The 24,375-nt window shown below is 76.2% G+C and carries 22 protein-coding genes; 11 read left to right on the top strand and 11 right to left on the bottom strand.

Features of this window, described 5'->3' with window-relative positions:
• Positions 1-137: 137 nt before the first annotated feature.
• The 4 genes from ACZ6ZT_RS02370 to ACZ6ZT_RS02355 form a co-directional block, all read right to left on the bottom strand.
• Positions 138-1,499: an FAD-dependent oxidoreductase gene (locus ACZ6ZT_RS02370; RefSeq protein ID WP_469714739.1), complete on the bottom strand. Its 1,362-nt coding sequence runs from the start codon at positions 1,497-1,499 to the stop codon at positions 138-140.
• Positions 1,500-1,680: 181 nt separating this feature from the next.
• On the bottom strand, positions 1,681-2,214 hold the full coding sequence (locus ACZ6ZT_RS02365; protein WP_469714738.1) for a GNAT family N-acetyltransferase: 534 nt from the start codon (positions 2,212-2,214) through the stop codon (positions 1,681-1,683).
• A gap of 142 nt (positions 2,215-2,356) precedes the next feature.
• Complete coding sequence (locus ACZ6ZT_RS02360; protein ID WP_469714736.1) at positions 2,357-3,322, bottom strand: isopenicillin N synthase family dioxygenase; 966 nt, start codon at positions 3,320-3,322, stop codon at positions 2,357-2,359.
• A gap of 66 nt (positions 3,323-3,388) precedes the next feature.
• Positions 3,389-6,268, bottom strand: a complete 2,880-nt coding sequence (locus tag ACZ6ZT_RS02355) for an nSTAND1 domain-containing NTPase (protein WP_469714735.1) — start codon at positions 6,266-6,268, stop codon at positions 3,389-3,391.
• Between the two features lie 222 nt (positions 6,269-6,490).
• On the opposite strand from ACZ6ZT_RS02355, the gene ACZ6ZT_RS02350 reads away from it, so the two are divergent.
• Both ACZ6ZT_RS02350 and ACZ6ZT_RS02345 read left to right on the top strand, forming a co-directional pair.
• The gene (locus ACZ6ZT_RS02350; RefSeq protein ID WP_469714734.1) at positions 6,491-7,456 is read left to right on the top strand and encodes a hypothetical protein; all 966 of its coding nucleotides are present in this window, start codon (positions 6,491-6,493) and stop codon (positions 7,454-7,456) included.
• On the top strand, positions 7,449-7,862 hold the full coding sequence (locus ACZ6ZT_RS02345; protein ID WP_469714733.1) for a peptidase inhibitor family I36 protein: 414 nt from the start codon (positions 7,449-7,451) through the stop codon (positions 7,860-7,862). The genes ACZ6ZT_RS02350 and ACZ6ZT_RS02345 overlap by 8 nt, the downstream gene beginning before the upstream one ends.
• A 120-nt stretch (positions 7,863-7,982) precedes the next feature.
• Here ACZ6ZT_RS02345 and ACZ6ZT_RS02340 read toward each other — a convergent pair whose 3' ends face one another.
• Positions 7,983-8,468: a cupin domain-containing protein gene (locus tag ACZ6ZT_RS02340; RefSeq protein ID WP_469714732.1), complete on the bottom strand. Its 486-nt coding sequence runs from the start codon at positions 8,466-8,468 to the stop codon at positions 7,983-7,985.
• Between the two features lie 251 nt (positions 8,469-8,719).
• On the opposite strand from ACZ6ZT_RS02340, the gene ACZ6ZT_RS02335 reads away from it, so the two are divergent.
• The 3 genes from ACZ6ZT_RS02335 to ACZ6ZT_RS02325 all read left to right on the top strand — a co-directional run bounded on the left by ACZ6ZT_RS02335 (position 8,720) and on the right by ACZ6ZT_RS02325 (position 11,294).
• A complete protein-coding gene (locus tag ACZ6ZT_RS02335) occupies positions 8,720-9,352 on the top strand; it encodes an HPP family protein (protein WP_469714731.1) in 633 nt (210 codons plus the stop codon).
• 108 nt (positions 9,353-9,460) lie between these two features.
• Positions 9,461-10,195: a VOC family protein gene (locus ACZ6ZT_RS02330; protein WP_469715020.1), complete on the top strand. Its 735-nt coding sequence runs from the start codon at positions 9,461-9,463 to the stop codon at positions 10,193-10,195.
• Positions 10,196-10,265: 70 nt separating this feature from the next.
• Positions 10,266-11,294, top strand: coding sequence for a PHP domain-containing protein (locus tag ACZ6ZT_RS02325; protein WP_469714730.1), 1,029 nt, complete (start codon positions 10,266-10,268; stop codon positions 11,292-11,294).
• A gap of 7 nt (positions 11,295-11,301) precedes the next feature.
• Here ACZ6ZT_RS02325 and ACZ6ZT_RS02320 read toward each other — a convergent pair whose 3' ends face one another.
• Positions 11,302-12,159, bottom strand: coding sequence for a UbiA family prenyltransferase (locus ACZ6ZT_RS02320; RefSeq protein WP_469714728.1), 858 nt, complete (start codon positions 12,157-12,159; stop codon positions 11,302-11,304).
• A gap of 88 nt (positions 12,160-12,247) precedes the next feature.
• Here ACZ6ZT_RS02320 and ACZ6ZT_RS02315 point away from each other — a divergent pair, with 88 nt between their 5' ends.
• From ACZ6ZT_RS02315 to ACZ6ZT_RS02305, 3 genes are read left to right on the top strand one after another with little or no spacing between them, the layout of a single operon-like run.
• Complete coding sequence (locus ACZ6ZT_RS02315) at positions 12,248-13,309, top strand: type III polyketide synthase (protein WP_469714727.1); 1,062 nt, start codon at positions 12,248-12,250, stop codon at positions 13,307-13,309.
• A gap of 7 nt (positions 13,310-13,316) precedes the next feature.
• Entirely contained in the window at positions 13,317-13,871 is a 555-nt protein-coding gene (locus ACZ6ZT_RS02310; protein ID WP_469714725.1) for an isoprenylcysteine carboxyl methyltransferase family protein, read from the top strand.
• Positions 13,868-14,905 (top strand): NAD(P)/FAD-dependent oxidoreductase, encoded by a 1,038-nt coding sequence (locus ACZ6ZT_RS02305; RefSeq protein ID WP_469714724.1) that lies wholly within the window; start codon positions 13,868-13,870, stop codon positions 14,903-14,905. The genes ACZ6ZT_RS02310 and ACZ6ZT_RS02305 overlap by 4 nt, the downstream gene beginning before the upstream one ends.
• Positions 14,906-14,983: 78 nt before the next feature.
• Here ACZ6ZT_RS02305 and ACZ6ZT_RS02300 read toward each other — a convergent pair whose 3' ends face one another.
• Positions 14,984-15,616 carry a hypothetical protein gene (locus ACZ6ZT_RS02300; RefSeq protein ID WP_469714723.1) on the bottom strand — a complete coding sequence of 211 codons (633 nt, stop codon included), beginning with the start codon at positions 15,614-15,616 and terminating at the stop codon, positions 14,984-14,986.
• 282 nt (positions 15,617-15,898) lie between these two features.
• Between ACZ6ZT_RS02300 and ACZ6ZT_RS02295 the strand changes: the two genes are divergently transcribed.
• Both ACZ6ZT_RS02295 and ACZ6ZT_RS02290 read left to right on the top strand, forming a co-directional pair.
• The gene (locus tag ACZ6ZT_RS02295) at positions 15,899-17,545 is read left to right on the top strand and encodes a carboxylesterase/lipase family protein (RefSeq protein WP_469714721.1); all 1,647 of its coding nucleotides are present in this window, start codon (positions 15,899-15,901) and stop codon (positions 17,543-17,545) included.
• A gap of 4 nt (positions 17,546-17,549) precedes the next feature.
• A complete protein-coding gene (locus ACZ6ZT_RS02290) occupies positions 17,550-18,716 on the top strand; it encodes a serine hydrolase domain-containing protein (RefSeq protein ID WP_469714720.1) in 1,167 nt (388 codons plus the stop codon).
• A gap of 54 nt (positions 18,717-18,770) precedes the next feature.
• On the opposite strand, the gene ACZ6ZT_RS02285 is transcribed toward ACZ6ZT_RS02290, so the two are convergent.
• Positions 18,771-20,132: a M64 family metallopeptidase gene (locus ACZ6ZT_RS02285; protein WP_469714719.1), complete on the bottom strand. Its 1,362-nt coding sequence runs from the start codon at positions 20,130-20,132 to the stop codon at positions 18,771-18,773.
• A gap of 187 nt (positions 20,133-20,319) precedes the next feature.
• Between ACZ6ZT_RS02285 and ACZ6ZT_RS02280 the strand changes: the two genes are divergently transcribed.
• Positions 20,320-21,708: a helix-turn-helix domain-containing protein gene (locus ACZ6ZT_RS02280; protein ID WP_469715019.1), complete on the top strand. Its 1,389-nt coding sequence runs from the start codon at positions 20,320-20,322 to the stop codon at positions 21,706-21,708.
• Between the two features lie 45 nt (positions 21,709-21,753).
• Here ACZ6ZT_RS02280 and ACZ6ZT_RS02275 read toward each other — a convergent pair whose 3' ends face one another.
• From ACZ6ZT_RS02275 to ACZ6ZT_RS02265, 3 genes are all read right to left on the bottom strand, one after another.
• Positions 21,754-23,277 (bottom strand): MFS transporter, encoded by a 1,524-nt coding sequence (locus tag ACZ6ZT_RS02275; protein ID WP_469714717.1) that lies wholly within the window; start codon positions 23,275-23,277, stop codon positions 21,754-21,756.
• A 47-nt stretch (positions 23,278-23,324) separates the two neighbouring features.
• Positions 23,325-23,906 carry a TetR/AcrR family transcriptional regulator gene (locus ACZ6ZT_RS02270; protein WP_469714716.1) on the bottom strand — a complete coding sequence of 194 codons (582 nt, stop codon included), beginning with the start codon at positions 23,904-23,906 and terminating at the stop codon, positions 23,325-23,327.
• A 191-nt stretch (positions 23,907-24,097) separates the two neighbouring features.
• On the bottom strand, positions 24,098-24,346 hold the full coding sequence (locus ACZ6ZT_RS02265; RefSeq protein ID WP_469714715.1) for a DUF6158 family protein: 249 nt from the start codon (positions 24,344-24,346) through the stop codon (positions 24,098-24,100).
• Between the last annotated feature and the right edge of the window lie 29 nt (positions 24,347-24,375).

Raw genomic sequence — 24,375 nt, 5'->3', positions numbered from 1 at the left:
CAAGAATAACAACACCTCAAACACCGACTCACCGCCCCCGCCCGGGACCGGCCGCCCCCGCAACGGCCCGCCCCCCCGGGGGCCCGGGGCGGGAGACGCGGGGGGGGCCCGCCGGCGGGCGGCCCCCACTCGCTCGTTCACGCGCCGCTGGCGTCGAGCATCCCCTCGCGCTCCACGATCTTCACGCGCTCGCGGCCCTGCGGCTCGCCGAGCGCCTTCTCGGCGGCGTCCAGCTTGTGCCAGCCCTCCCAGGTGGTGAAGCGGACCCGCCGCTCGGCGAGGAAGGCCTCGACCGCCTCGGGCTCGGGCGTCGCGGGGGTGAGCAGCCGGCCCTCGGCGTGGTCGGCCAGCAGGTTGGCGACGGTCTCGTTCGCGTCGCCCTTGGTGTGGCCGATCAGACCGATCGGACCGCGCCGGATCCAGCCGGTCACGTACGTCGAGGCGAGGTGCTCGCCGTTCTCGATGACGCGGCCGCCCTCGTCGGGGACGGTGCCCGAGGCGACGTCCCAGGGCAGCTTGGGCAGCTCGTCGGAGAGGTAGCCGACGGCCCGGTAGACGGACCGCACGTCCCAGGTGGTGAACCGGCCGGTGCCCTTGACGTTGCCCGTGCCGTCGAGCTCGGTGCGCTCGGTGCGCAGGCCGACCACCTTGCCGTCCTCGCCGAGGATCTCGGCCGGGGACTCGAAGAAGTGCAGGAACAGCTTGTGGGGGCGGTCGCCGATGTCGCGGATCGCCCAGTTCTCCAGGGTCTTGGCGACCATGTCCGCCTGCTTGTTGGAGCGGCGGGTGGCGATCGAGCCCTCGTCGTAGTCGATGTCCTCGGGGTTGACGATGACCTCGATGTTGGGCGAGTGGTCGAGCTCGCGCAGCTCCATCGGGCTGAACTTGGCCTGCGCCGGGCCGCGGCGGCCGAAGACGTGGACTTCGAGGGCCTTGTTGGCCTTGAGGCCGTCGTAGACGTTCGCCGGGATCTCGGTCGGCAGCAGCTCGTCGGCCGTCTTGGCGAGGATGCGGGCGACGTCGAGGGCGACGTTGCCGACGCCGAGGACGGCGACCTTCTCCGCCTCCAGCGGCCAGGTGCGCGGGACGTCGGGGTGGCCGTCGTACCAGGAGACGAAGTCGGCGGCGCCGTAGGAGCCGTCGAGCTCGACGCCCGGGATGCCGAGCGCGCGGTCGGCGGTGGCGCCGGTGGAGAAGATCACGGCGTCGTAGAACGCGTGCAGTTCGTCGAGGGAGATGTCACCGGGGTAGTCGACGTTGCCGAAGAGGCGGACCTGGGGCTTGTCGAGTACCTGGTGCAGGGCGGTGATGATGCCCTTGATGCGGGGGTGGTCGGGGGCCACGCCGTAGCGGATCAGGCCGAAGGGGGCGGGCATCCGCTCGAAGAGGTCGATGGACACACCCGGAGCGACGGCCGCCTCGGACTTGAGCAGCGCGTCGGCCGCGTAGATGCCGGCGGGGCCGGCTCCGACGATTGCTACCCGCAGGGGGCGAGGCATGACTGGGTTCCCTTCGACCGACAATCTGACTGATCAAGTGAACCCTAAACTAAGGCCACCCTAACCCGGCACCCGCCCCCGGGTTATGACCCCATAACCAGAGCTTATGACTTACCAAAGGCTGACTTCTGGCTGACAGTGCGGCCCGCCCACGAGGCGGCCCGCGAGCGCCGGGGCGGCCTCAGGCCTCGTACTCGGTGAGGTCGATGCTGTAGAGGCCGAGCAGGGCGCCGGACTGCGGGTCGGTGGTGTCGCCGTCCTGCTTCATGCCGAGCTTGCGCAGCACGTTCTCGGACTCCTCGTTGCCGGACCGGTTGACGGCGACGACGCGGTCGAGGCCGCGGTCCTGGAGGGCGAACTCCAAGGTGGCGTGGGCCGCTTCGGAGGCGTAGCCCTGGCCCCAGAAGGGCCGGCCCAGCCGCCATTCGACGGCCACGCCGTGCTCCACCTCCGGCGGGCCCGCGGGGACGGTCAGACCGACGGCGCCGATCAGTTCGCCCGAGGCGAGGAGTTCGACGGCGAACACGCCGAAGCCCTCGTCGTCCCACTCCTCTTCCCAGCGCTCGATGGCCTCGGCGGTCCCGTCCAGGTCGAGGACGGAGCCGTCGCCGATCCAGCGCATCACCTCCGGGTCGGCGAGGATCTCCGACAGGGGGACGAGGTCGTCGTCGCTCCAGCGGCGCAGGATGAGGCGGGGGGTGCGGATCTCGGTCATGCCCTCATCCTGCCGAACGCTTCCGGCCGACGGTAATCGGGCCCCCTCCGGCGGCCGGGCGGACGGCCGGGCGGACGGGCGGACGGGCGGACGGGCGGACGGGCGGACGGGCGGACGGGCGGACGGGAAGAACCGGCCCGGCTCAGGCGACGGTGATCGCGTCCAGCTTCGCCCGCAGGTAGGCGTGCGAGTCGACCGGCTCGTGGACCACCCGCCCGACGGGGGCGGGCAGGGACTCGACGCGGGTGTGCGGGTCGCACTCGTAGAAGTAGACGAGGGAGACCAGCTCCTCGGCCGGGGCGTCCGCGGGGGGCGGCAGGACCCGGTGGCGGCCGGCCCGCCACCGGTCGCCGGTCCAGCGGGCCAGGAGGTCGCCGATGTTCACGGTGAGCGCGGCCGGGTCGTAGGGGGCGTCCTGCCAGCCGTCGGCCTCGGTGTGGATCTGCAGGCCGCCGGCGCCCGGCTCGCGGTCGAGGACGGTCACCGTCCCGAAGTCGGTGTGCGGGCCGATGCGGAACTGTCCCGGCAGGGGCGGCCCGACCACCTCGGCGCCGGGGTACCAGTTGAGGTTGAACCCCCAGGTGGGGTGGCCGGTGTGACGGGTGAAGTGGTCGCCGGGCAGGGCCAGGGCCACGGCGAGAAGCTCCAGCAGCTCATCGGAGAGGGCCCGCATCGCGGCGAGGTACGCGGTCACCGGCTGCCGCAGCCCCGGCACCTCGGCGGGCCAGGCGTTCGGCCGGAACCACCGGTCGTCCACCGCGGGCACGCCGGTCGGCTCGTCGGCGGCGAAGGACCAGGACTCCTTCAGGTCGGGCGGCGACGGCGTCCCCTCGGCGTAGGCGTTGGCCTCCGCGCCGGGTCCGAGCCAGCCGCGTCCGCCGACGCTGACGGCGTAGGGCCGCTTCGCCTCCGGCGGGAGCCGGAAGAAGGTACGGGCCTCGGCGCGGATCCGGGCGGGCAGGGCCGGATCCACTCCGTGCCCGGTGACCAGCAGGAACCCGGCGCTGCGCAGCGCCTCGTCGACGCGGTCCGCGATCCGGGCCCGGGCGGCGGCGTCACCGGACCGCCACGGCCCGAGGTCGATCACGGGTACCTGGGAGCTCACCATGCGGGGCCTGCCTTCCGGGACGGAGCCGGGGGTCCGGCCACCGAGGGTAGGGGGACCGGGCGGTGATCAGGGGCGTTCGAGGCCGCTGCACGGCGGCGCGTAGTCCAGATAGGGCATGTACGAGGACCACTGCGCGCGCGTGATCCGCGGGCCGGTGTGCGCGCAGGCCCCCGCCACGGCCCGGTCGAGGTCGGTGTCGGCCAGCCGCAGGGTGCTGTCGTAACCCCCGGCGGCCAGGGCGGTGCCGTCCGGGCTGAAGGCGACGGAGCCGACGGCGGTGGTGAACCCGGTCAGGGTGGCCAGCGGGCCGGGCCGGCCGGGCCGGGGCAGGCGCCACAGCCGGACGGTGCGGTCGTCGCTCGCGGTGGCCAGGGTGCGCCCGTCGGGGGCGAAGGCGACCGCGCCGACCACGTCGGTGTGCCCGGTCAGGGTGGCGAGGGCGGCGGGGCGGCGCGGCTCGGTGACGTCCCAGAGTCGGATGGGGGTGTGGCCGCCGGAGGCGGTGGCGAGGGTGTGGCCGTCGGGGCTGAAGGCGACGGAGAAGACGGCGGTGTCGTGGCCGGTGACGAGGGCCAGCGGGACGGGCCGCGCCCGGTCGGCCACGTCGGTCAGGCGGACGGTGGTGTCCTCCCCGGCGGTGGCGAGGACCCGCCCGTCCGGGCTGAAGGCGACCGCGCGCACGGTGTCGCGGTCTCCGCCGACCAGCGCGGTCTCGGCGGGCTCCCGCCCGGCGGGCCCGCTCACGTCCCACAGGCGTACGCCGCCCCGTGCGCCGGCGGTGGCCAGGGCCCGGCCGTCGGGGCTGAAGGCGAGGGCGCGTACGTCGCCGCCGCGCGCGGGCAGCTCGGCCTCGACCGCCGGCCGGGCGGGCTCGGAGACGTCCCACAGCCGGACGCTGCCGTCGGCGCAGGCGGTGGCGAGGAGGCGGCCGTCGGGCCGGTAGGCGACGGCACGCAGGTCGTCGGCCTGGCCGCCGAGGGTGGCGACGAGGGCGGGCCGGGCGGTGCCGCGGGTCTGCCACAGCCGGGCGGTGTGGTCCCCGCTCGCGGTGGCCAGCTGGCGCCCGTCGGGGCGGTAGGCGAGGGCGACGACCTCTTTGTCGTGGGCGGCGACCGAGGTCATCAGGGCGGACAGGAGGCTGTCGCGGGTCCGGGCGGTGGGCGAGAGCCGGTGGGCGGTCAGGCTCAGCTGGACGGCGAGCCCGGAGCCGGCGCCGGTGGTGGCGGCGGTGCCGGTCAGGTCGGAGGCGGTCTCGGCGAGGTTCTGCGCGACGGCGTCGTTGCGCTGGCGGGTGACCTCGCCCTCGGCCCGTACGGCGTTGCCGGTGGCGACGGCGGCCACCGCGACGACGGCGGCGAGGGCCCCGACCAGGCAGCGCAGCCGGCGGGTGCGGCGGCGGGCCCGGCTCCCGGCGGCGGCCTCGGCGGCGCTGCTGGCGTCGAGGAACTCCCGCTCCGCGGGGCTGAGCCCGAGGGCGGGCGGGGCGACGATCTCCCGGGCCAGGGCGAGCCGGGTGCCGCGCAGGAGGGCGCCGGGGTCGCGTCCCACGCCTTCCCAGGCGCATGCGGCCTCGGCGAGCTGGCGATGGCGGCGCAGCCGTTCGCGGTCGTCGCCGATCCAGCCGCGCAGCCGGGGCCAGGCCCGGATGAGGGCCTCGTGGGTGAGCTCGACGACGTCCTGGTCCAGCGTCAGCAGGCGTAAGGCGGCGGCGCGGGCGAGGACGGCCCGGGTGTCGGCGTCCTGCCCGAACTCGGCGCGGGCGACGGGGCGTTTGGTGTCCTCGGTGCCCTCGCCGAGGGCGATGAGGTGGACGAACACCCGCCGGGCCAGGGCCTGCTGACGGGTGGTGAGGGAGGCGTGGAGGGCTTCGGCGGACTGGGCGAGGGCGCCTTCGAAACCCCCTGCGGCATGGAATCCGTCCAGGGTGAGGGCGGCGCCCCGGCGGCGGCGCCAGGTCTCCAGGAGCGCGTGCGAGAGCAGGGGCAGGGCGCCGACCTGGCCGTGGGCGTGGGCGACGAGGGTGGCCTGGAGGGCCCCTTCGACGGTGAGACCGGCCCGGCGGGCGGGCTCCACGACGGCCCGGCGCAGTTCGGCGGCGGTCATGGGGCCGACGACGACCTGGGCCTCGCGGAGCACCGCGACGAGTTCGGGGTGGCGGGTGCAGTGCGCGTAGAAGTCGGCGCGCACACCGAGGACGACCCGGCAGCCTGAGCCGGGCCGCCGGGCGGCGCCGACGAGCAGGGAGACGAAGGCGGCGCGTTCCCCGGCGTCCGGACAGACGGTGAAGACCTCCTCGAACTGGTCGACGATCAGCACCCGTTCGGGTGCGTCGGGCCCCTCGTGGCCGTCGAGGGTGCGCCGGGCCCGGTCGAGGGGGCGGGGTCCGGGGGTGAGCACCTCGACGGCGGCCGTGGGGGCCTCGGAGCGCAGCCGGGGCAGCAGCCCGGCGTGCAGGAGGGAGGACTTGCCGGCTCCGGAGGCGCCGACGAGGGCCACGACGCGGTGCCGGGCCAGGGCGGTGGCGAGGTCCTCGACGAGGCGCTCGCGGCCGAAGAAGAGCGGGGCGTCCTCGGCGCGGAAGGCGGCGAGCCCGACGTACGGGAGTCCCCGCGCGTCCGGCCCGCCGGGGTCGGCGCCGTGCGGCGCGGCCCCGGAGCCGGGCGGCGCCAGGCCCTCGACGGCCAGTTCCACGGCGGCGGCGTGCCAGCGGCGTTCCCACTCCGCCGGGTCGCCACCGCAGGCGCGTACGTAGGACAGGGTCACGTCCAGGCTGGGCAGCCGGCGGCCGGCGGCGGCCCCGGACAGGGTCGCCACCGAGTAGTGGGCGCGCGCGGACAGGTCCCGGTACGGCGGGGACCCGGCCTCGTGGCGCAGACGGCGCAGGGCGGTGGCGAACTCCAGCAGAGGCCCGTCCCCGCCTTCCAGCGGACGTTCCTTGCGTGCCATGCACAGCTCCTTCCCCCAGGCCCTTCCACCAGGCCCCTTTTCTGCGCTCCGGGGTGGATTGTTCAGCAATTGTTTGTTCGCTGCCAGGGCGCCGACGGCGAACAACGGATGGCGGCTAGACCTGGGTCCCGACGGCGGCGACCACGCCCCGGACGACGCCGGTACCCGGAGAGCACACCGAAGAGGAGGACCGCGCGGATGAGGCGAACACGAGGGGCCCCGGTGGCCGTTCTGGCTGCGGCGCTGGCCCTGGCCGCGCTCACCGGATGCGGGACGGGCGGCCCCGGCCCGCGGCCGGGCGGCCCGGCCGCCGCGGTGGAATCCACCGCCGGGCAGTCCCGGCTGCTGGAGCGGGCCGAGCAGGTCCTGATCAGCCACTGCATGGCGGACCGGGGGTTCCGGTACGCCGTGACCGAACCCCCGCCCGAGGCGCGGGAGCAGCGCTCGTTCCCGTACGGACTGGACGACGTGGAGTGGGCCCGCGCCCACGGCTACGGCGGCCGGGACGACCGGGCGAGCGAGGCGGCCCGGCTGGCGGACCCCAACCAGCGGTACTTCCACGGGCTGTCGGACCGCGAGCGGGCGGCCGCCAGGACCGCGCTGATGGGGGCCTCCCCCGTGGGCCTGTCGGCCACCGCCCCGACCGGCACGACGCTCACGGCGAGCCCCGACGGATGCATCGCCCGGGCGGAGCGCTCCCTCTACGGGGACCTGGCCGCCTGGTTCCGCGTCAAGGTCGTCACGATGAACATCCGCCCCGCGCAGGAGGCACGGGTCCGCGAGGACCCCCGGTACACGGAGGCGGTCGGCTCGTGGGCGGCCTGCATGCGGGCGGCCGGCCGGCCGTACGGCTCCCCCGACGACTCCCGGGCCGCGGCCGCCGCCTTCGCGGAGGAACTGCCGCCGGACCGGGCCGACGAGGCCGAGAGCGCCCTCGCGGTCACCGAGGCCACCTGCGCCACCGAGACCGGCCTGAGCCGGGTCTCCCAAGCTCTGGACCGCACCTACGGCGAGGAGTTCCGGGCACGTCACCGGGACGACATCGACCTGCGGCGCAGGCTCCAGAACGCCGCGCTCCCGAAGGCGGAGCGCGTCGTCCCCCCGTCCGACCGACCAGAAGACCACACCGACGAGACCGACGGCACCACCACCAAGAGCACCGACACTTCCGGAGGATCCCATGCGTAAGTTCCGTACGACGATGCTGGCCTGCGCGCTCGCGCTCCCGCTGCTCGCGGTCCCCGCGACGCTCACCACCGCCTCCGCGGCCCCGGCCGACGCCTCCGGGGTGTCGGCCGACGGCAACTACTGGGTGTGGGAGAACACCAACGAGGGCGGGGCCCGCTGCGGGTGGAGCGGGAACGACGCCGACTGGCGCACCTGTGGCTCCGGCGGCAACTACAACATGAACGACAAGGCCTCGGCCTACTGGAACAACGGCTACTCGGGCAGCCTCGGCGACGTCCGCGTCTACGAGAACATCAACTACGGCGGCGCCTCCACCTGCGCCCCGAACGGCTCCCGGGGCAACATCCCGTGGGAGTGGAACGACCGGATCTCCTCACACAAGTGGGTCACCGGCTGCGGCTTCTGATCCGCTTCGTGGCGCTTCTGATCCACCGCTGATCCACCGCTGATCCGCTCCGGGCCGCGCCACGGTCCGGGCACGGCCTCCCGGGTCCCGCCCGGGAGGCCTTTCGCCGCCCCGGGCCCGTCAGTCCGGGAGCCCGGCGCCGCAGCGGGAGCAGTAGCGGGCGCCGGATTCGGTGGCGAGCCGCCCGCAGCCGGGGCAGACCCGGTGCAGCAGGCAGGCGCTCTCGCCGCCGGCGGCGGGGGGCGCGGCGATGCCGAGGCCGGGGCGCCGGACGTGCGCGGTCAGGTACGCCAGCCCCTGCGGGCCCGCCGCGAGCGAGCGGCGCGCGCCCCGGGCGAGCCACACCGCCGTGTGCGGCCGCAGCTCGTGCGGGCCGTCCCCGGTGTCGATCCGCCCGGTGCCGGCGACGACGACGAGCAGGACGTCGAGGGCGGGCTCGGCGTGCTCGGCGATGACGGCGCCGGGGCGCAGCCGGATCAGGTTGGAGTCGATGCCGCGCGCGGGGTCGGTCAGCCGCCAGAGGGCGCCGGTGGCGTCGTCGGGGGCGTGCGCGATCACCGCGTCGAGGTCCGCCGGGGCCCCGGTGGGGGCCGGGTGCGTGGTCATGCCGGTCCTTCCTGCCGTCGTACCTGTCCCGTATTCCTACACGAGCGGGGCGGTGGTTCCGGGGCCGTTCCCGCTCTTCGCGGGCCCCCTTCGCCGCGGTCGTACGGGTGAGCGATAAAGTGGTGGCCGGATCGCGTCGGTCGCACCCGGAACGGACGCGAGACCGGGCCGGAGGTGGATCACCGGGTCCGGTCCGGCTGTCCGCGCCGGTCCCGCCCGCCCCGTCCCCTGCCCCGGAAATCCCCGCAGCCATGAACCCCAGCCCGGCGACCGCCACCGCCCCGCACCCGGAATCCGCCGGGCACCTTGCCACCACCCCGCGCCCCGAAGCGGCTCCGTACGGCACCACCGCCAGCGCCGGCGCCCCGCGCCCCGGCCCCGCCGCGCACCCCGCACCCACCGCCCTGCGGCCCCCGGCGCGGCCGGGCGCGCTCGCCGCCGTCCACAGCGTCAGCGCGGCGACGACGGTGCTGCTGGCCCTGGTGGCGATCGGCGCGACGATCCACGAACCGGTGCTGATCCCCCCGCTCGCCGCCAGCGCCGCCCTGATCCACAGCGCCCCCGCCCTGCCGCTCGCGCAGCCCCGCGGTGTGGTCGTCGGCCACCTGATCGGCGCCGTGGCCGGTTTCGCCGTACTCGCCGCGGCGGGCAGCAGCGCCTGGGCGGCGGCCCTGGCCGCCGGGCTGACCCTCGCCCTGCTCACCCTGGCCCGCACCCCGCACTCGCCGGCGGTGGCCACCTCCGTGGTGATCGTCCTGCAGACCCCGGCGCCCACCCGGTTCGTGCCCCTGCTCCTCGGCTCCACCGTGCTCCTCGTCCTCACCGGCTACGCCGGCTCCCGCATCCGCCGCACGGCACCGAGGTACCCCGCCTACTGGTGGTGATGACCCACTGGCGCGCCTGCGCGGCGGCGGGGGCGGCCGGGCGCTACTTCTTGTGCTGTGGCTATTTCTGCTAAGGACGTCTCCGGGGCCCCCTGCTGGGTGAGCCTGATGGCCCGTGACCTGGAGGCCGCCCAGCGTTTCTACGGAACGGTCGTCGGCTGGACCTTCCGGCCCGCGACGCGGCTCGGCGAGGGGTTCTCGGTGGCCGTCCTGGACGGCGTACCGGTCGCCGGCATCGGGGCGCTGGCCGGGGACCTGGCGGTGCCGGTGGCCTGGACCCCGTACTTCGCCGTGGAGGACGTCGACCTCGCGGCGGCCCGGATCCGGGAGCGCAGCGGCACGGTCGCGGTGGGTCCGGTGTCGTTCCCGGCGGGTGGCCGCGCCGCGCTGGTCGCCGACCTCGACGGGGCGGTGTTCGGGATCTGGGCCGGGGCCGTCGCGGCCGGCTGGCGGGTCGGCCACGGACCGGCCCCGGCCTGGCTGGAGCTGCGCACCCGCAACGCCTTCGACGCCGCGCTCTTCTACGGGGAGGTGCTGGAGTGGGCCACGGGCGGCCCCGGGCACTGCGAGGTCTCGTACGAGGAGGAGCAGGTCGTGCTGCGCCAGGGCGGCGAGCCGGTCGCCCGGCTGAACAGCGGGCCCGTGGAGCCCGGCGCCTACACCCCGCACACCCGGCCGCGCTGGCACGTCCACTTCCGGGTCCCTGACCTGGACGAGGCCGTGGAGGCGGCCCTGGGCCTGGACGGACGCACCGTCTCGGTGTTCACCACGACGGAGACCGAACGCTCCATCGCCCTGCGCGACCCGGACGGCGCGCTGTTCACCCTCACCTCCGACCTCTGAGCGGACCCCGACGCCCGCCGGTCGCGGGCCGGGCGGTGCGTTGCGACACTGGCCCGGGAGGAGGTGGGCCATGGAGCCGGTGGCCGCGCTGGACCGGATCGCCTTCCTGCTGGAGCGCGCGCAGGCGCCCACGTACCGCGTACGGGCCTTCCGTACGGCGGCCGCCGCGCTCACCCGGATGGGGGAACGGGAGACGGCCGAGCGGGCCGCGTCCGGTTCCCTCGAAGCGGTGAAGGGCATCGGCCCGAAGACGGCCCAGGTGGTGCGCGAGGCGCTGACCGGCGCGATCCCGGCCTATCTCCAGGCCCTGGAGGACGAGGCCGCCGCGCTGCCCGCCGGCCCACCGCCCAGCCCCGCCGCCGCGGCGCTGCGGACGGCCCTGCGCGGGGACTGCCACGTGCACTCGGACTGGTCGGACGGCGGGAGTCCGATCGAGGCGATGGGCCGGGCGGCCGCCGCGCTGGGCCACGAGTGGGCGGTGCTCACGGACCATTCGCCGCGCCTGACGGTCGCCCGGGGCCTGTCCCCCGAACGGCTGCGCGAACAGCTGCGGGTGGTGGGGGAGCTGAACGACCGGTGGGCGCCGTTCCGGCTGCTGACCGGCATCGAGTGCGACATCCTGCCCGACGGCTCGCTCGACCAGGAGCCCGAGCTGCTGGACCGGCTCGACCTGGTCGTGGGCTCCGTCCACTCCAAGCTGCGGATGGAGGCCCCGGAGATGACGCGGCGGCTGCTGACCGCGGTGCGCAACCCGCTGATGGACGTCCTCGGGCACTGCACGGGGCGCCTGGTCACGGGCCGGACCCGCCCGGAGTCGCGGTTCGACGCCGAGCGGGTGTTCGCGGCGTGCGCGGAGGCCGGTACGGCCGTGGAGATCAACAGCCGGCCCGAGCGGCTGGACCCGCCCCGGCGGCTGCTGCGCCTCGCCGTGGCGGCGGGCACCTTCTTCGCCGTCGACACCGACGCGCACGCCCCGGGCCAGCTGGACTGGCAGATCGCGGGCTGTGAACGGGCCGTGGAGTGCGGGGTGGACACCGGCCGGGTGGTGAACACCTGGCCGGCGGAGCGGCTGCTGGAGTGGACCCGTACCCGCGTCTGAACGGGCGTCAGCGCAGGCCCGCGCCCCGGGCCAGGAGCAGCAGCACGTCGGCGCCGGCGAGCGCCATCGTCGCCCGGAACGGGATCCGGCCGGACGCCCGGACGCCGGTGAGGGGCAGCGCGCAGCTCACCGCGAGCAGGCCCCACCCGTACGGGCCCGCCGGGCCGGGCGGGCCCAGCACCAGGGCGGCCGTCGAGGCGAGGAGGAGGGCGGCGGCGACGGCGGCCGAGCGGTGGGCGCCGAGACGCTGGGGCAGGCCCCGCACCCCGGTGGCGAGGTCGTCGGCGATGTCGGGCAGCACGTTGGCGAAGTGGGCGCCCGCGCCGAGCAGGGCGGCGGCGCCGGTCAGCCAGAGCGGCGGCCAGGGACTCCCGGGCAGGCCGAGCGTCACGAAGGCCGGGAGCAGCCCGAAGGCCAGGGCGTACGGGAACCAGGACGCGGCCGTGCCCTTGAGGCCCAGGTTGTAGGCCCAGGCGGCCGCGACCCCGGCGAGGTGCGCGGCGCCCGCGAGGAGCCCGGCGGCCAGGGACAGCGGCACGCACAGCAGCAGCGCCCCGGCGGCGGCCCGGCTCACGGCGGCGGCCGTCAGGGCGCCCGTCGCCAGGGGTTTGTCCCGGCGGCCGGCGGACCGGTCGCGCCGCAGGTCGAAGCGGTCGTTGGACCAGCCGACCGAGAGCTGGCCGGCGGCCACGGCGGCGGCCGTCAGGGCGGTGCCGACGGCGCCGCGCCCGGCGGCGGCCGCCAGCACGGCGGCGCACAGGGTGACGGCGGCGGCCGGGAGGGGGTGGCAGGCGCCCAGCAGGGCGGCCGTCGCGGCGCCCGCCGGGGGCGCGGGCGGCGGGGCCGGGAGCACGGGGGCGGGCACGGCAACACGCTACGCCGTGGCGACACGTCCGCTCCGCACCTTTCGCGCCCTTCCTTGGGATTCGCCGCTTCTTCCCTATGTTGGGCCAATGACACGTGTCCTGGCAGTGAGCAGCGTGTTCCCGCCCCACCTCTACCCCCAGTCGCGGATCACGGAGGCCCTCGCCGGTTTCCTGCCGCCCGGCCCCGACGCGGCCCTGCTGCGCCGCATGCACGCCTCGGTCCGGGTGGAGTCGCGCCACCTCGCGCTCCCGCTGGAGCGCTACGGCCCGGCCACCGACTTCGGCACCTCCAACGCGCTCTTCGTCCGCGCCGCCCTGGACCTCGGCGCCGAAGCCGTCGCCCGGGCCCTGGCGGGGGCCGGGCTGGCGGCGCGGGAGGTGGACCTGGTGCTGTCGACCACCGTCACGGGGCTGGCCACCCCCTCCCTGGAGGCCCGTCTCGTCACCCGTGGCGGGCTGCGCCCCGACGTGCGCCGGATGCCATTGTTCGGGCTCGGCTGCGCGGCGGGCGCCGCCGGACTCGGGCTGTTGCACGAGCAGCTGACGGGCCGTCCGGGACAGGCGGGGCTGCTGCTGTCCACCGAGCTGTGCTCGCTCACCCTCCAGCCCACCGACACCTCGATGGCGAACCTGGTGGCCGGGGCCCTCTTCGGGGACGGCGCCGGCGCCCTGCTGGCGGTCGGCGCCGGCCACCCCCTCCACGACGGCGGGGCGGGGCCCCTGGTGGTGGCCGCGCGCAGCCGCCTCTACCCGGGCACCGAACACCTGCTCGGCTGGGACATCGGCCACTGGGGGTTCCGGATGGTGCTGGGCCGCGAGGTGCCCGAACTGGTGCGGCTGCACGTGGTGGAGGAGGTCGAGTCCTTCCTCGCGCAGCACGACCTCAAGCCGGCGGACGTCGGCACCTGGATCTGCCACCCGGGCGGCCCGAAGATCCTCGACGTGCTGGCCGGGGCCCTGGGGCTGCCGGACCGGGCCTTCGCGCCGAGCCACCGCTCCCTGGCGGCGGTGGGCAACCTCTCCTCCGCGTCCGTCCTGCACATCCTCGGCTCCGTGCAGGCCGCCGGTCCGCCCGCGCCCGGATCGGTCGGCCTGATGCTGGCCTTCGGTCCGGGCTTCGCCTCCGAACTCGTCCTGCTGCGCTGGTGAGGTCCCGATGACATCGACGTCCGCTTCCCTGACCCCCTATTTGCTGCTCCTCGCCCTGGTGGCGGTGGAGCGGCTCGCCGAACTCGGCACCGCCCGGAGGCACGCCGCCTGGAGCCGCGCCCGGGGGGCGCGCGAGTACGGCCGCGGCCACTACCCGGCCATGGTCGCCCTGCACACCGCGCTGCTGGCGGGCTGCGCGCTCGAAGCCCCGTACCGTGCGTTCCTGCCCGTCCTCGGCTGGACGGCGCTCGGCCTCGCCGTGGCGGCGCAGGGGCTGCGCTGGTGGTGCGTGGCGACGCTGGGGCCGCGCTGGAACACCCGGGTGCTGGTGGTGCCCGGGCTGCCGCTGGTGACGGGCGGGCCGTACCGGTGGCTGCGGCACCCCAACTATGTAGCGGTGGTGCTGGAGGGACTGGCGCTGCCGCTGGTGCACTCCGCCTGGCTGACGGCGAGTGCCTTCACGGTGCTCAACGCCCTGCTGCTGCGGGTGCGGATCGGCTGCGAGGACCGGGCGCTGGCCGCCGCCCCGGGGGCGGGACCGCTGGCCCGGGTCGCCTCGTGATCGACCTGCTGATCGCGGGCGGTGGCCCGGCGGGGCTGGCCACCGCGATCCACGGGGCGCTGGCCGGGCTGGAGGTGGTGGTCCTCGAACCGCGGCCGACCCCGGTCGACAAGGCCTGCGGGGAGGGGCTGATGCCGGGCGCCGTCCGGCGCTTCGGGGAACTGGGCGTGCCGGTGCCGGGCCGGCCCTTCCGCGGGATCCGTTACGTGGACGGCGTGACGGGGCTGCGCGCCGAGGGCCTCTTCCGCGCCGGCCCCGGGCGCGGGGTGCGGCGTACCGAACTCCAGGCGGCGCTGGCCCGGCGGGCCGAGGCGCTGGGCGTACGGGTGCTCGCGCGGCGGGCCGGGGAGGTCCGCCAGGACACGGACCGGGTCGCGGCGGCCGGGCTGACGGCCCGGTACCTGGTGGCGGCGGACGGCCTGCACTCGCCGGTGCGGCGCGCGCTGGGCCTGACGGTACCGGCAGCGCCGGGGCGGCCCGCGCGGTACGGGCTGCGCCGCCACTACGCCGTGGCGCCGTGGAGCGACCTGGTGGAGGTGCACTGGGCGCCCGACTGCGAGGCTTACGTGACCCCGCTGGGTCCTGACCGGATCGGGGTGGCGGTACTGACCTCCCGTCAGGCGCCCTTCGACGTCCAGCTGGCCGGCCACTTCCCCGCGCTGGCCGCCCGGCTGCCGGCGCCGGGGCCGTCCGGCGCGGCGGTGCGCGGCGCCGGCCCGCTGCGCCAGCGGGCCCGGACCCGGGTGGCGGGGCGGGTGCTGTTCGTGGGGGACGCGGCCGGGTACGTGGACGCGCTGACCGGCGAGGGGCTGACCCTGGCGGTGTCGGCGGCGGGGGAACTCGTACGGTGCGTGCGCGCGGGCCGCCCGCAGGAGTACGAGCGGGCGTGGCGGGAACTGTCCCGCGGCTACCGGGTCCTGACCTCCACCCTGCTGTGGGCCCGCGGCCGCCCGCCACTGGCCGGCCGGATCGTACCGCTGGCGGCGCGACTGCCGGGGGCGTTCACGGGGGCGGTGAACCTCCTGGCACGGTGAGGCCCCGGGGCCGCCCGGGCCCGACGGCGCGGCCTCAACGGCAGGACCCCGGCGGTCGGAGCCCCTTGTCCGGGTGGGTCAGGTGGAGTCGGCCGTGCCGGGGGGCGGGGGCCGGTACGTGAGGGCCAGGCCGGCCAGGACCGCCGTGGCCCCGGCGCACAGCACGACCGTGACGCCGGCCCAGGGCTGGGCCCCGCCGAACGCGCCCGCGAGGGGGTCGAACGGCACGATCCCGCCGACCACGTGCAGCGTGACGACCGCGAGGGCGGCCACCGCCACGGACCGCCACACCGCCGGGGTGTCCCGGAGCGCGAGCACGACGCCGAGCACGAGGCACAGCAGGGACGCGGCCGGGGCGGACCAGTGGCCCGGGACCGGAACCCCCAGCGGCAGGTGCAGGAACCCGCACAGCAGCAGTACGGCGGCGGTGGGCCGGCGCAGCCGGTGGCGCAGCGCGTCCCGGTCCCGGGCCGGGATGGACACCGGGGTGCGGGCGGGCGCCGGAGCCGGGGCCGTGCCCGGAGGGCGGGCCGCGTCCGGAGCCGGGGCCGCGTCCGTAGCACGGGCCGCGTCCGAGTCCCGGGCCGGAGGGCGGGCCGCCTCCGCGCCCTGGCGACGGGTGGCGGCGCGGGCCGGGCGGGGGCGCGGGTCGGGGGGCGGCCCCTGGCGGTCGTCGGGTTGGTCCGTCGCGAGGGTGCTGGGGTCGTTCATCGAAAGCTCCGTTCGCCGGCACGCGGGGTCTGCGCATCCCGCGCCCCGTTCGCCGGCACGCGGGGTCTGCGCAGCGCGCGCCGGTCATCGTGCGTCATGCGTCGCGCACGCCTCGTCACATTCACCCGCAGCGGCCCGCGCTGCGCCATTCGGGGCGGGCAAACGGGTCCCCCTCCCGGCCGTCCGGGGCCGCCCCCCGGACACGCCCCGCCCCGCACGGGCCCCGGGCGCCGGGCGGGGCACAGTGGGCGTGCCCGTCGCCCAGGACCGGAGGTGCCCGCCGTGCCGGATCCCCGCCCCGCCCGCCACCACCGCCACCGCACCCGCCGCCTGATCGCCGCGCTCCTGCTCTGCTCCGCCGGGTCGGCCCCATCGGCCGCCGCCGCGGGGAGCGGCCCCCGGCCGGTCGTGGCCACCGCCGAGGGACCCGTACGGGGCCGCGCGCACGGAACGTACGCCACCTTCCAGGGCATCCCGTACGCCGCCCCGCCCACGGGCCCGCTGCGCTGGCGGCTGCCGCGCGCCGCCCCGCGCCGGACGGGGGTCCTCGACGCGGGAGCGCCCGGGGCCCGCTGCGTGCAACTGCCGCCGCTCGGGCCGGGCGGCCCCAGTGGCTCCGAGGACTGCCTGTACCTGAACGTGACCGCCCCCGCCGGGCCCGGCCGGGGCCGCCCGGTCATGGTGTGGTTCCACGGCGGCGGGTTCCGCAACGGCGCCGGCGACCCCTACCGGCCCGAACCGCTGGTCACGCGGGGCGGCGTGGTGGTCGTCACCGCCAACTACCGCCTCGGCGTCTTCGGCTTCTTCGGCCACCCGGACCTCGGCGGCGCCCCCGACTTCGGGCTGGCCGACCAGCAGGCGGCGCTGCGCTGGGTCCGGGCCAACGCGGCGGCCTTCGGCGGGGACCCGGACCGGGTGACGGTGTTCGGGGAGTCGGCGGGCGGGCTCTCCGTCTGCGCCCACCTGGTCTCCCCCGCCTCGGCCGGTCTGTTCCGGCGGGCGGTCGCGCAGAGCGGCTCCTGCTCGACCACGATGCCGCCGTACGCCCTGCTGCCGACGCTCGGCGCCTACGAGCCGTTCGTGCCCGAGCGGCGCACCGTCTCCGAGGGCGTCCGGGCGGCGGCCCGGCTCGGCTGCGGCGCGCCCCGGTCCGGCACGGTGGCGGACTGCCTGCGCGCCCTGCCCGTGGCCCGGCTGGCGACGGCCGAGCTGATGAACGGCTTCTCCGGGCTCTCCTACGGCAACGCCCTGCTGCCCCTCGCACCGCGCCGGGCCCTGGAGTCGGGCCGCTTCCACCGGGTCCCGGTGGTCCTGGGCACGACCCTGGACGAGATGCGGCTCTTCCTCGCCCAGACCCTGGCCGCGTACCCGGTCGACGGCGAACGGGGCTACCGCCGGCGGCTGTCGGCCTCCTTCGGTACGGCGGCCCCGGCCATCGAGGCCGCGTACCCGCCGGGCGCCTTCCCCACGGCCGCGCTGGCCTGGGCGACGGCGCTGTCCGACGCCTCGTTCACCTGCCCGGCGCTGCGCGACGGCCGGGCGCTGGCCCGCCACGTGCCCACGTACGGGTACCTCTTCGCCGACCGGGGCGCCCCGAACTCCAGCGGGCTGCCGGAGCTCGCGGACTTCCCGTACGGCGCCGCGCACGGCTTCGAACTGCCCTACCTCTTCCGGTCGGTGCCGCTGACCGGGCCCCGGCGGCCGCTGTCGGAGGCGATGACCGGCTACTGGACGCGCTTCGCCCGTACCGGCTCGCCCGACGGGGCCGGCGCCGTGGCCTGGCCGCGGTTCACGCCGTCCGCCGCCGGACCGGTGCTCGCACTGGCGCCGGGGGCGGACGGCGTCCGGCCGGTCGAGGCCGCCTCCGCGCACCACTGCGGCCTGTGGGACGCTCTCCCCGCTCCCGGCCCCCGCTCCCCCGGAAGGTGATCCGATGACCGGCCTGCACGAGATCCTTGACCCCTACGTGAGCGGCGGCGCGTTGCCGGGGGCGGTGGCGCTGGTCGCGCGCGGCGACCGGGTCGAGACCGCCGCCCTCGGGTACGCGGAGGCGGGCGGCGGTACGCCGATGGCCCCGGACACGCTCTTCCGCATCGCCTCGCTGACCAAGCCGGTCACCGCCGCCGCCGTGATGATGCTGGTGGGCGACGGCCGGCTCGCCCTGGACGCCCCGGTCGCCCGCTGGCTGCCCGAACTGGCGTCGCCGGTGGTCGTCCGCAGGCCGGACGGGCCCGTCGACGACGTGGTGCCGGCCGCGCGGCCCCTCACCGTGGAGGACCTGATGACCTTCCGGGCGGGCTGGGGCTTCCCCGCGGACTTCTCCTGGCCGGCCGTCGAACTGCTCTTCAGCGAGCTGGGGCAGGGGCCGCCGCAGCCGCAGCGGGTCGCGGCGCCGGACGACTGGATGGCGGCGCTGTCCCGGATCCCGCTGCTCTACCAGCCGGGTGAGGCCTGGCTGTACAACACCTGCTCCGACATCCTCGGCGTGCTGATCGCCCGGGCAGCGGGGGTGTCACTGCCCGCGTTCCTCCAGGAGCGGGTCTTCGGACCGCTGGGCATGACGGACACGGTGTTCGCTGTGCCGCAGGACCGGCTCGGCCGGTTCACGGGCTACTACCGCGGCGGGTCCGGGGACGGCGGTCCGCTCGAACTGATCGACGCCCCCGACGGGCAGTGGAGCCGGCCGCCGGCGTTCCCGTCCGGTGCGGGCGGCCTGGTCTCCACCGCCGGCGACCTGTACGCCTTCGCCCGGATGCTGCTCGCCGGGGGCGCCGACGACGACGGCCGGGCGCTGCTGTCGCCCGGAGCCGTCCGGCTGATGACCACGGACTGGCTGACGCCGGCCCAACGGGCGGGCGGGGAGCTCTTCCTGGAGGGCCAGGGCTGGGGCTTCGGCGGCTCGGTGGACGTCGTCTCCCGGGATCCGTGGAACGTCTACGGCCGTTACGGCTGGGTGGGCGGCACCGGCACGGCCGCCCACATCGTCCCCGCCACCGGCACCGTGGCGATCCTGCTGACCCAGCGCGCGCTGACCGGCCCGACCCCGCCCGCGGTGATGCGCGACTTCTGGCGCCACGCGGCCGGTCCCGGGCCTTCCTGACCGGTCCGCGCCGTCCTCGCCCACCTGGACCGGCCCTGGCGGCGGGCGGACCGCTCAGAGGCGGACGCTCCAGGCGGCCGTGGAGGTGAGGGTGCGGGCGATGGCCGGGTCGCGGACGGCGGGGGTGCGGTCCTCGGCGGTCACCGACAGCCTGTGGGTGCGCAGGTCGTGCAGCCACAGCTCGGCCACGCGTACCTCGGTGCGGCCCGCGAGCCGCTTGACCTCCCGCCCGTCGAGGTACCAGCGCACCGTCACCTGCCGTCCGTCCGGGGCGTGCAGGCGCGGGACGGCGGCCTTCGCGGTGTCGCGCGGCCGCAGGGTCCGGTCGGTACGCGTGAGCGGGGTGACCAGGTTCGCGTGGCGGTGGAATCCGCCGATCATGGCCTCGACGCCGGGCAGGTTGAAGGGTTTGCCGAGGACGCGCATGATCGAGCTGTCGGTGGGCCGGTAGAGGCCGGTGACGTAGTAGCCGCCGCCCTCGTAGGCGCCGACGGCCCCGCCGTCGGGGGACTCCTCGCCCAGCCAGCGGTACCACTTGGCCCGCTGCCCGGCCATCGCGGCGGCGTCCAGCGTGGAGGTGTTGGGCTCGGCCGGTTCGGGGCCGGTGTACTTCTCGTAGTCGGGGACGCCGGGGTAGAAGTACTCGTCCGCGAGCTTGCCGAGGGAGTGCCCGGTCTCGTGGATGGCGACCTGCCCCGACTTGGGGTGGCCTGCGGAGGCAGTGGATATGCCCTCGTAGCCGAGCGTGGCGCTGGGCTCGTTGTAGCCGGCGCCGCCGTACTTGGCGCTGTTGGCCAGGACGATGACCAGGTCGGCGGCGGGCGCCTTGGCCACGTACGCGTCCACCTTGGGCTGGTCGACGCAGAGCAGCCGCTCGATGGACTCGCACCAGAAGTACGAGCCGAGCGCGGTAGCGCGCACGCTGTCCGGGCCGGGGTCGCCGGAGACGCCCGACTCGGCGGAGACGGCGTCCACGGTCCATACGTTGAAGAGGTCGCGGTACGTCGTGTACGGCTCGACGGCGGTGACCTCGGCCCACTTCGCGCGGGCGTCGGCGTGGAACTGTCCGAGCTGGCCGGCGGTGTAGCCGTCGCCGATCACGACCACGTCGAGGCGGTCGCCGACGGGCCCGTTGTCGATCATCTTCGTGACCTGCCCGTCGGCGTCCCGCGCGGCCCCGGACAGGCGGGGCGCGTCCTTCGCCGGACCGGTGGCCGGCACCCGGACGTGCCCGGAGCCCGCTTCCGTGCCGTGTTCCGGGCCCGGTATCTCGACCTCGACGGCGGCGCCCGGGCGGGGCGGCGGGGCGGCCGCCGCCCCGGGTGCGGTGGCGGCGAGCAGGGCGGCGCCCGCGCAGAGCGCGGCGAGGGCCGTGCGCAGCACCGGCCCGCGGCTCGGTCGGTCGGCTGGTCTCATGAAGTCCTCCGTCGGGAGCGCGGGTTCGGCCCGGAAGTTCCGTACGCGGTTAAGTGCATAGTTAAATCTGCTGAATCGGCTGCTTAAATTAAGCGGCGCACGCATTCCGCGCAATGGGTGACTCCCGCTGAATACTGGTGAGTTGAACGACGACCGGGCCCAGTCGGGCGCACGACAGGGGGACCTCATGGACGAACCGGCCGAGATCGGCCGCCGGGTGCAGCGGCTGCGCACCGAACGCGGCCTGACGCAGAAGCAGTTGGCCCAGCCCGGCTACACCCCGGCGTACGTCTCCACCCTGGAGGCCGGCAAGGTGCGGCCCTCGGAGACCGCGCTGCGCTTCCTCGCGGGGCGGCTCGGCACCTCGTACGAGGAGCTGGCCACGGGCCGTCCGGCGCACGTGGCCACCGAGCTGCGGCTGGCCCTCACCGACGCCCAGCGCACCCTGGCCACCGGCTCGGCGCGGGAGGCCGCACCGGACTTCGCGCGGCTGCTCGCCGAGGCGGAGCGGCTGGACCTCACCGGCGAGCGGGCGGAGGCCCTGCTCGGGCTCGGCGACTGCGCCCTGGAATCCGGCGATCCGGCCGGGGCGGCCCGCCACTTCGAGGCGGCGGAGCTGCTGCTGGCCGCCGAACCGCTGCCGCGCCGGGCGCGGGCCGTGCGCGGCCGGGCCGTCGCCCACCTGCTGCGCGGGGAACTGCGGTACGCCTGCTACCTGCTGGAGTCCGCGATCGACGCGCTGAACGCGGGGGGCCTCGGGGATCCGGAGGCGCTGGTCCTGCTGTACGCGGCGGTGATCAGCCCGTACCTCGACATGGGCGCCCTGGCCCGGGCGGCCCACGCCGCCGAACTGGCGCTGGCGTTGGCGCCCCGGGTCGGGGACCCCGTACTGGTGGCGGGGATGCACCGGCAGGTGGCGCGGACCTTCCTCGCGGAGGGGCGGCCCGCGGACGCCGACGCCGCGCTGGAGAAGGCCCAGGCGGTGTACCGGCAGCTGCGGATGCGTACGGACCTGGCGCACTGCCACTGGATGCGCGGCTACCTCCAGGCGCAGCACGGGGAACTGGTGGCGGCGGAGCGCGAGCTGCGGACCGCGCGGGAGATGCTGGCGGCCCGGCGGGCGACCCTGTACACCGCGCAGGTGGAGGTGGAGCTGGCCGACGTGCTGCGCCGGCTGCGCCGGTTCGACGAGGCGGTGGAGCTGGTCTCGGCCCTGGTGGACCCGGACGGCGGGCCGGGGTCGGTCGACGCCGGGGCCGTGCACGCGGGCGGCGCGCACCGGCTGCTGGGGCTGATCGCGCAGGAACGCGGGGACACGGAGGCGGCCGAGGAGCACTACGTACGGGCACTGGCGCTGCTGGAGCGCAGCGGGGCGGGCGGCGATCTGGCGGACCTGTGCCGGCTGCTGGGCGACCTGCTGCGGCGGGCGGGCCGCACCGAGGCGGCGCTCGACGCCTACCGCACCGGGCTCGGCCACCGCGCGGCGGCGCCGGGCACGACCACCCTGGGCCCGCCCCCGGCAGCCCCCGGCGCGACGGCCTGCCCGGACGCGCCGCCGCTCCCGGCGCCGCGGTGAGGGCGGCGCCGGGAGCGGCGGACGGAGGCCGGGAGCCGGCGTACGTCAGTGGTTCTCGGTGGGCTGGAGGTCGCGCGGGATCAGCGCCCAGGCCGTCGCCGCGGCGGCCACGGCCAGGAACGCGGCCAGCAGGAAGGCGGGGGTGATCGCCAGGGTGTAGGCCCGCGAGGCCGTCTCCAGGAGGGCCTGCCCCACGGTGCCGCCGAGTTGCTGGGCGGTGTGCGCCGCCTCGCCCACGGAGTCCCGTACGGCGCTCGTGGCCGCTCCGTCCAGGTCGAGCGCGGGCAGGTTGCCCCGGTAGAGCGCGGCGGCGGTGCTGCCGAGGATGGCGACGCCCATGGCGGAGCCCAGTTCGTAGCAGGTCTCCTCGATGGCGGCGGCGCTGGAGACCTCGTCGGCGGGCGCGGCGGAGACCAGGGTCACGGAGGCCACGGTGGTCGCGATGCCCGCGCCGAGCCCCATGACCGTCAGGGCGGCCGCGATGGCGGGGTAGCCGAGGCCGCTGAACTGCTGGAGGGTCCAGGGCAGGGCCATGCCGGCCGCGAGGACCACCAGTCCGGCGCCGAGCACGTGGCGGATCGGGAAGCGGTGCATCAGCGTGGGCGCCACCATCGAGGCGCAGATCAGCGCGAGCGGGGCGGGCAGCAGGCGCAGTCCGGCTTCGAGGGGGGTGTAGCCCTGGCCGTACTGGAACCACTGGGTGACGAGGAAGAGGACCGCGCCCATGCCGACCATCGGCAGGAAGATCGCGGTGGCGGCGACGCTGAAGGCGGGCTTGGCGAACAGCCGCACCTGGAGCAGCGGGTTGTCCACGCGCAGCTGGCGGCGGACGAACACGGTGAGCGCGACGACGGCCACGGCCAGCAGGGCCCAGGCGAGCGGGTCGCCGGCGCCGGCCTTGCCGAGTTCCTTGATGCCGCCCGCGAGGGCGAGCATGCCGACGACGGACTGGCCGACGCCGGCCCAGTCCCAGCGGCCGGTGCTGCGCGGGTTGCGGGATTCGGGCAGGTAGCGCAGCCCGGCGGCGACGATCACGGCGGCGACGGGGAGGTTGAGGAGGAAGGCGGAGTGCCAGCCGTAGTCCTGGACCAGGAGGCCGCCGACCACCGGGCCGAAGGCCATGCCGCCGCCGAAGACTGCGGCCCACACGGCGAGGGCGAAGGCGCGTTCCCGGGCGTCGGTGAAGACGCTGCGCAGGATCGACAGGGTGGAGGGCATGATGGCCGCGCCGCCCACGCCGAGGAGGGCGCGGGCCGCGATGAGGTGCCAGGCCTCGGTGGAGAAGACGGCGATCAGCGAGGCCACGGAGAAGATCGCGAACCCGGTGAGGAGCAGCCGCTTGCGGCCCCAGCGGTCGCCGAGCGCGCCGGCGGTGACGAGCAGGCCGGACAGGGCCAGTGCGTAGACGTCGATGATCCACAGCTGCTGTACGGCGCCGGGCTGGAGGTCGGCGACGAGCGAGGGGAAGGCCACGTTGAGGATCGTGGTGTCCATCGAGATGAGCAGGAGGCTGCCGGAGAGGATCGCCAGGATGATCCAGCGACGCGGGTCCAGCGTGGGGGTGTGCATGGGATTCCGTTCGGGTGTGCGCACGGGATGCCGCCCGGGGCGGCGGATCAGGCGGCGGGGGCCGGGGCCGGCGGCGGCCAGGGGGGCCGCGCTCCGTCGAGGAAGGTCGCGAGGACGAGGCGGCCGATGTCGCGGGGTGCCAGGTGGCCGTCGCGCACGCCTTCGGCGGCGGCGTCGAGCAGGCCCCAGAGGGAGTACCAGATCCAGTACGGCGGGAGGTCGGCGCGCAGCCGCCCCAGCCGCTGGCCGAGGGCGAGGAAGGCGAGGGCGCGCTGGTCCTGGCGCTCCAGTCCGGCCCGGAAGGCGGCGTCGGCGAGGACGGTGGCGTCGCGCGAGGTGAACCCGTACAGGTGGGCGGCGGGCAGCAGGGCGACCACGAGGTCGTCCAGCGCGGCGTCGAAGGAGGGGCCGTCGGCGCGCGCCCCGGGCAGGTCGGCGGGGGCGAGGCAGCCGTCGACCACGTCGATGGCGCGTACGGCGACGGCCTTCAGCAGCGCCTCGCGGGTCGCGTAGCGGCGGCTGAGCGTGGCCCGGCTGATGCCGATGCCCGCGGCGATCTGCGTCATCGACGCGCTGTGATCGCCGGCGAGGACGCCCGCTGCGGCGTCGAGCAGTTCTTCTTCACGCATGGAAAAGTGAGCCTCCTTCGCCTCGAATGATACAGAGATGTCTCACTCGACGCAATGAAGGCTCACCTGAGACACGATGGCCTTACACTGTCCCGCTCTCGGGTTTCGCCATGCGCCCCACGGGCAGAAGTGACGTGCCGCCCCGCGCATTCGCGGGGCGGACCAGGTTCAGGGGGCCGGTCGCGGAAGGCTCAGCCGTCGCCCGCCGTACGGGCCCGGGCGCCCGAGCGGGTCCGGCCTGGCGTGGTGGCGCGCCGCGGATGACGGCGGAGGTACTCCTCCTCCAGCTCCCGCTGCCGTTGGGTGTGCGTGGCCAGAGCCTCGTCCGACCCGTGCAGCAACGTCTCGTGGCGCGTGCGGTGGATGGTCTCCAGTTCCCTCAGCAACCGGCCGTCCTCCAGCTCGCGGGCCGCCGCTCCGGGGGCCGTGTGCTCTGCCATGGCAACCGCCTTCCGCCTCGCCCCCCACC

This window comes from Streptomyces sp. NPDC102258 (genome assembly GCF_055584685.1).
This window is presented reverse-complemented; position numbering and strand designations above follow the sequence as displayed.

Coding starts and splice junctions, on each gene's coding strand:
- ACZ6ZT_RS02370 (WP_469714739.1), bottom strand. CDS start 1,499: ATGCCTCGCCCCCTGCGGGTAGCAATCGTCGGAGCCGGCCCCGCCGGC.
- ACZ6ZT_RS02365 (WP_469714738.1), bottom strand. CDS start 2,214: ATGACCGAGATCCGCACCCCCCGCCTCATCCTGCGCCGCTGGAGCGAC.
- ACZ6ZT_RS02360 (WP_469714736.1), bottom strand. CDS start 3,322: ATGGTGAGCTCCCAGGTACCCGTGATCGACCTCGGGCCGTGGCGGTCC.
- ACZ6ZT_RS02355 (WP_469714735.1), bottom strand. CDS start 6,268: ATGGCACGCAAGGAACGTCCGCTGGAAGGCGGGGACGGGCCTCTGCTG.
- ACZ6ZT_RS02345 (WP_469714733.1), top strand. CDS start 7,449: ATGCGTAAGTTCCGTACGACGATGCTGGCCTGCGCGCTCGCGCTCCCG.
- ACZ6ZT_RS02340 (WP_469714732.1), bottom strand. CDS start 8,468: ATGACCACGCACCCGGCCCCCACCGGGGCCCCGGCGGACCTCGACGCG.
- ACZ6ZT_RS02335 (WP_469714731.1), top strand. CDS start 8,720: ATGAACCCCAGCCCGGCGACCGCCACCGCCCCGCACCCGGAATCCGCC.
- ACZ6ZT_RS02330 (WP_469715020.1), top strand. CDS start 9,461: ATGGCCCGTGACCTGGAGGCCGCCCAGCGTTTCTACGGAACGGTCGTC.
- ACZ6ZT_RS02325 (WP_469714730.1), top strand. CDS start 10,266: ATGGAGCCGGTGGCCGCGCTGGACCGGATCGCCTTCCTGCTGGAGCGC.
- ACZ6ZT_RS02315 (WP_469714727.1), top strand. CDS start 12,248: ATGACACGTGTCCTGGCAGTGAGCAGCGTGTTCCCGCCCCACCTCTAC.
- ACZ6ZT_RS02310 (WP_469714725.1), top strand. CDS start 13,317: ATGACATCGACGTCCGCTTCCCTGACCCCCTATTTGCTGCTCCTCGCC.
- ACZ6ZT_RS02300 (WP_469714723.1), bottom strand. CDS start 15,616: ATGAACGACCCCAGCACCCTCGCGACGGACCAACCCGACGACCGCCAG.
- ACZ6ZT_RS02290 (WP_469714720.1), top strand. CDS start 17,550: ATGACCGGCCTGCACGAGATCCTTGACCCCTACGTGAGCGGCGGCGCG.
- ACZ6ZT_RS02285 (WP_469714719.1), bottom strand. CDS start 20,132: ATGAGACCAGCCGACCGACCGAGCCGCGGGCCGGTGCTGCGCACGGCC.
- ACZ6ZT_RS02280 (WP_469715019.1), top strand. CDS start 20,320: ATGGACGAACCGGCCGAGATCGGCCGCCGGGTGCAGCGGCTGCGCACC.
- ACZ6ZT_RS02275 (WP_469714717.1), bottom strand. CDS start 23,277: ATGCACACCCCCACGCTGGACCCGCGTCGCTGGATCATCCTGGCGATC.
- ACZ6ZT_RS02270 (WP_469714716.1), bottom strand. CDS start 23,906: ATGCGTGAAGAAGAACTGCTCGACGCCGCAGCGGGCGTCCTCGCCGGC.
- ACZ6ZT_RS02265 (WP_469714715.1), bottom strand. CDS start 24,346: ATGGCAGAGCACACGGCCCCCGGAGCGGCGGCCCGCGAGCTGGAGGAC.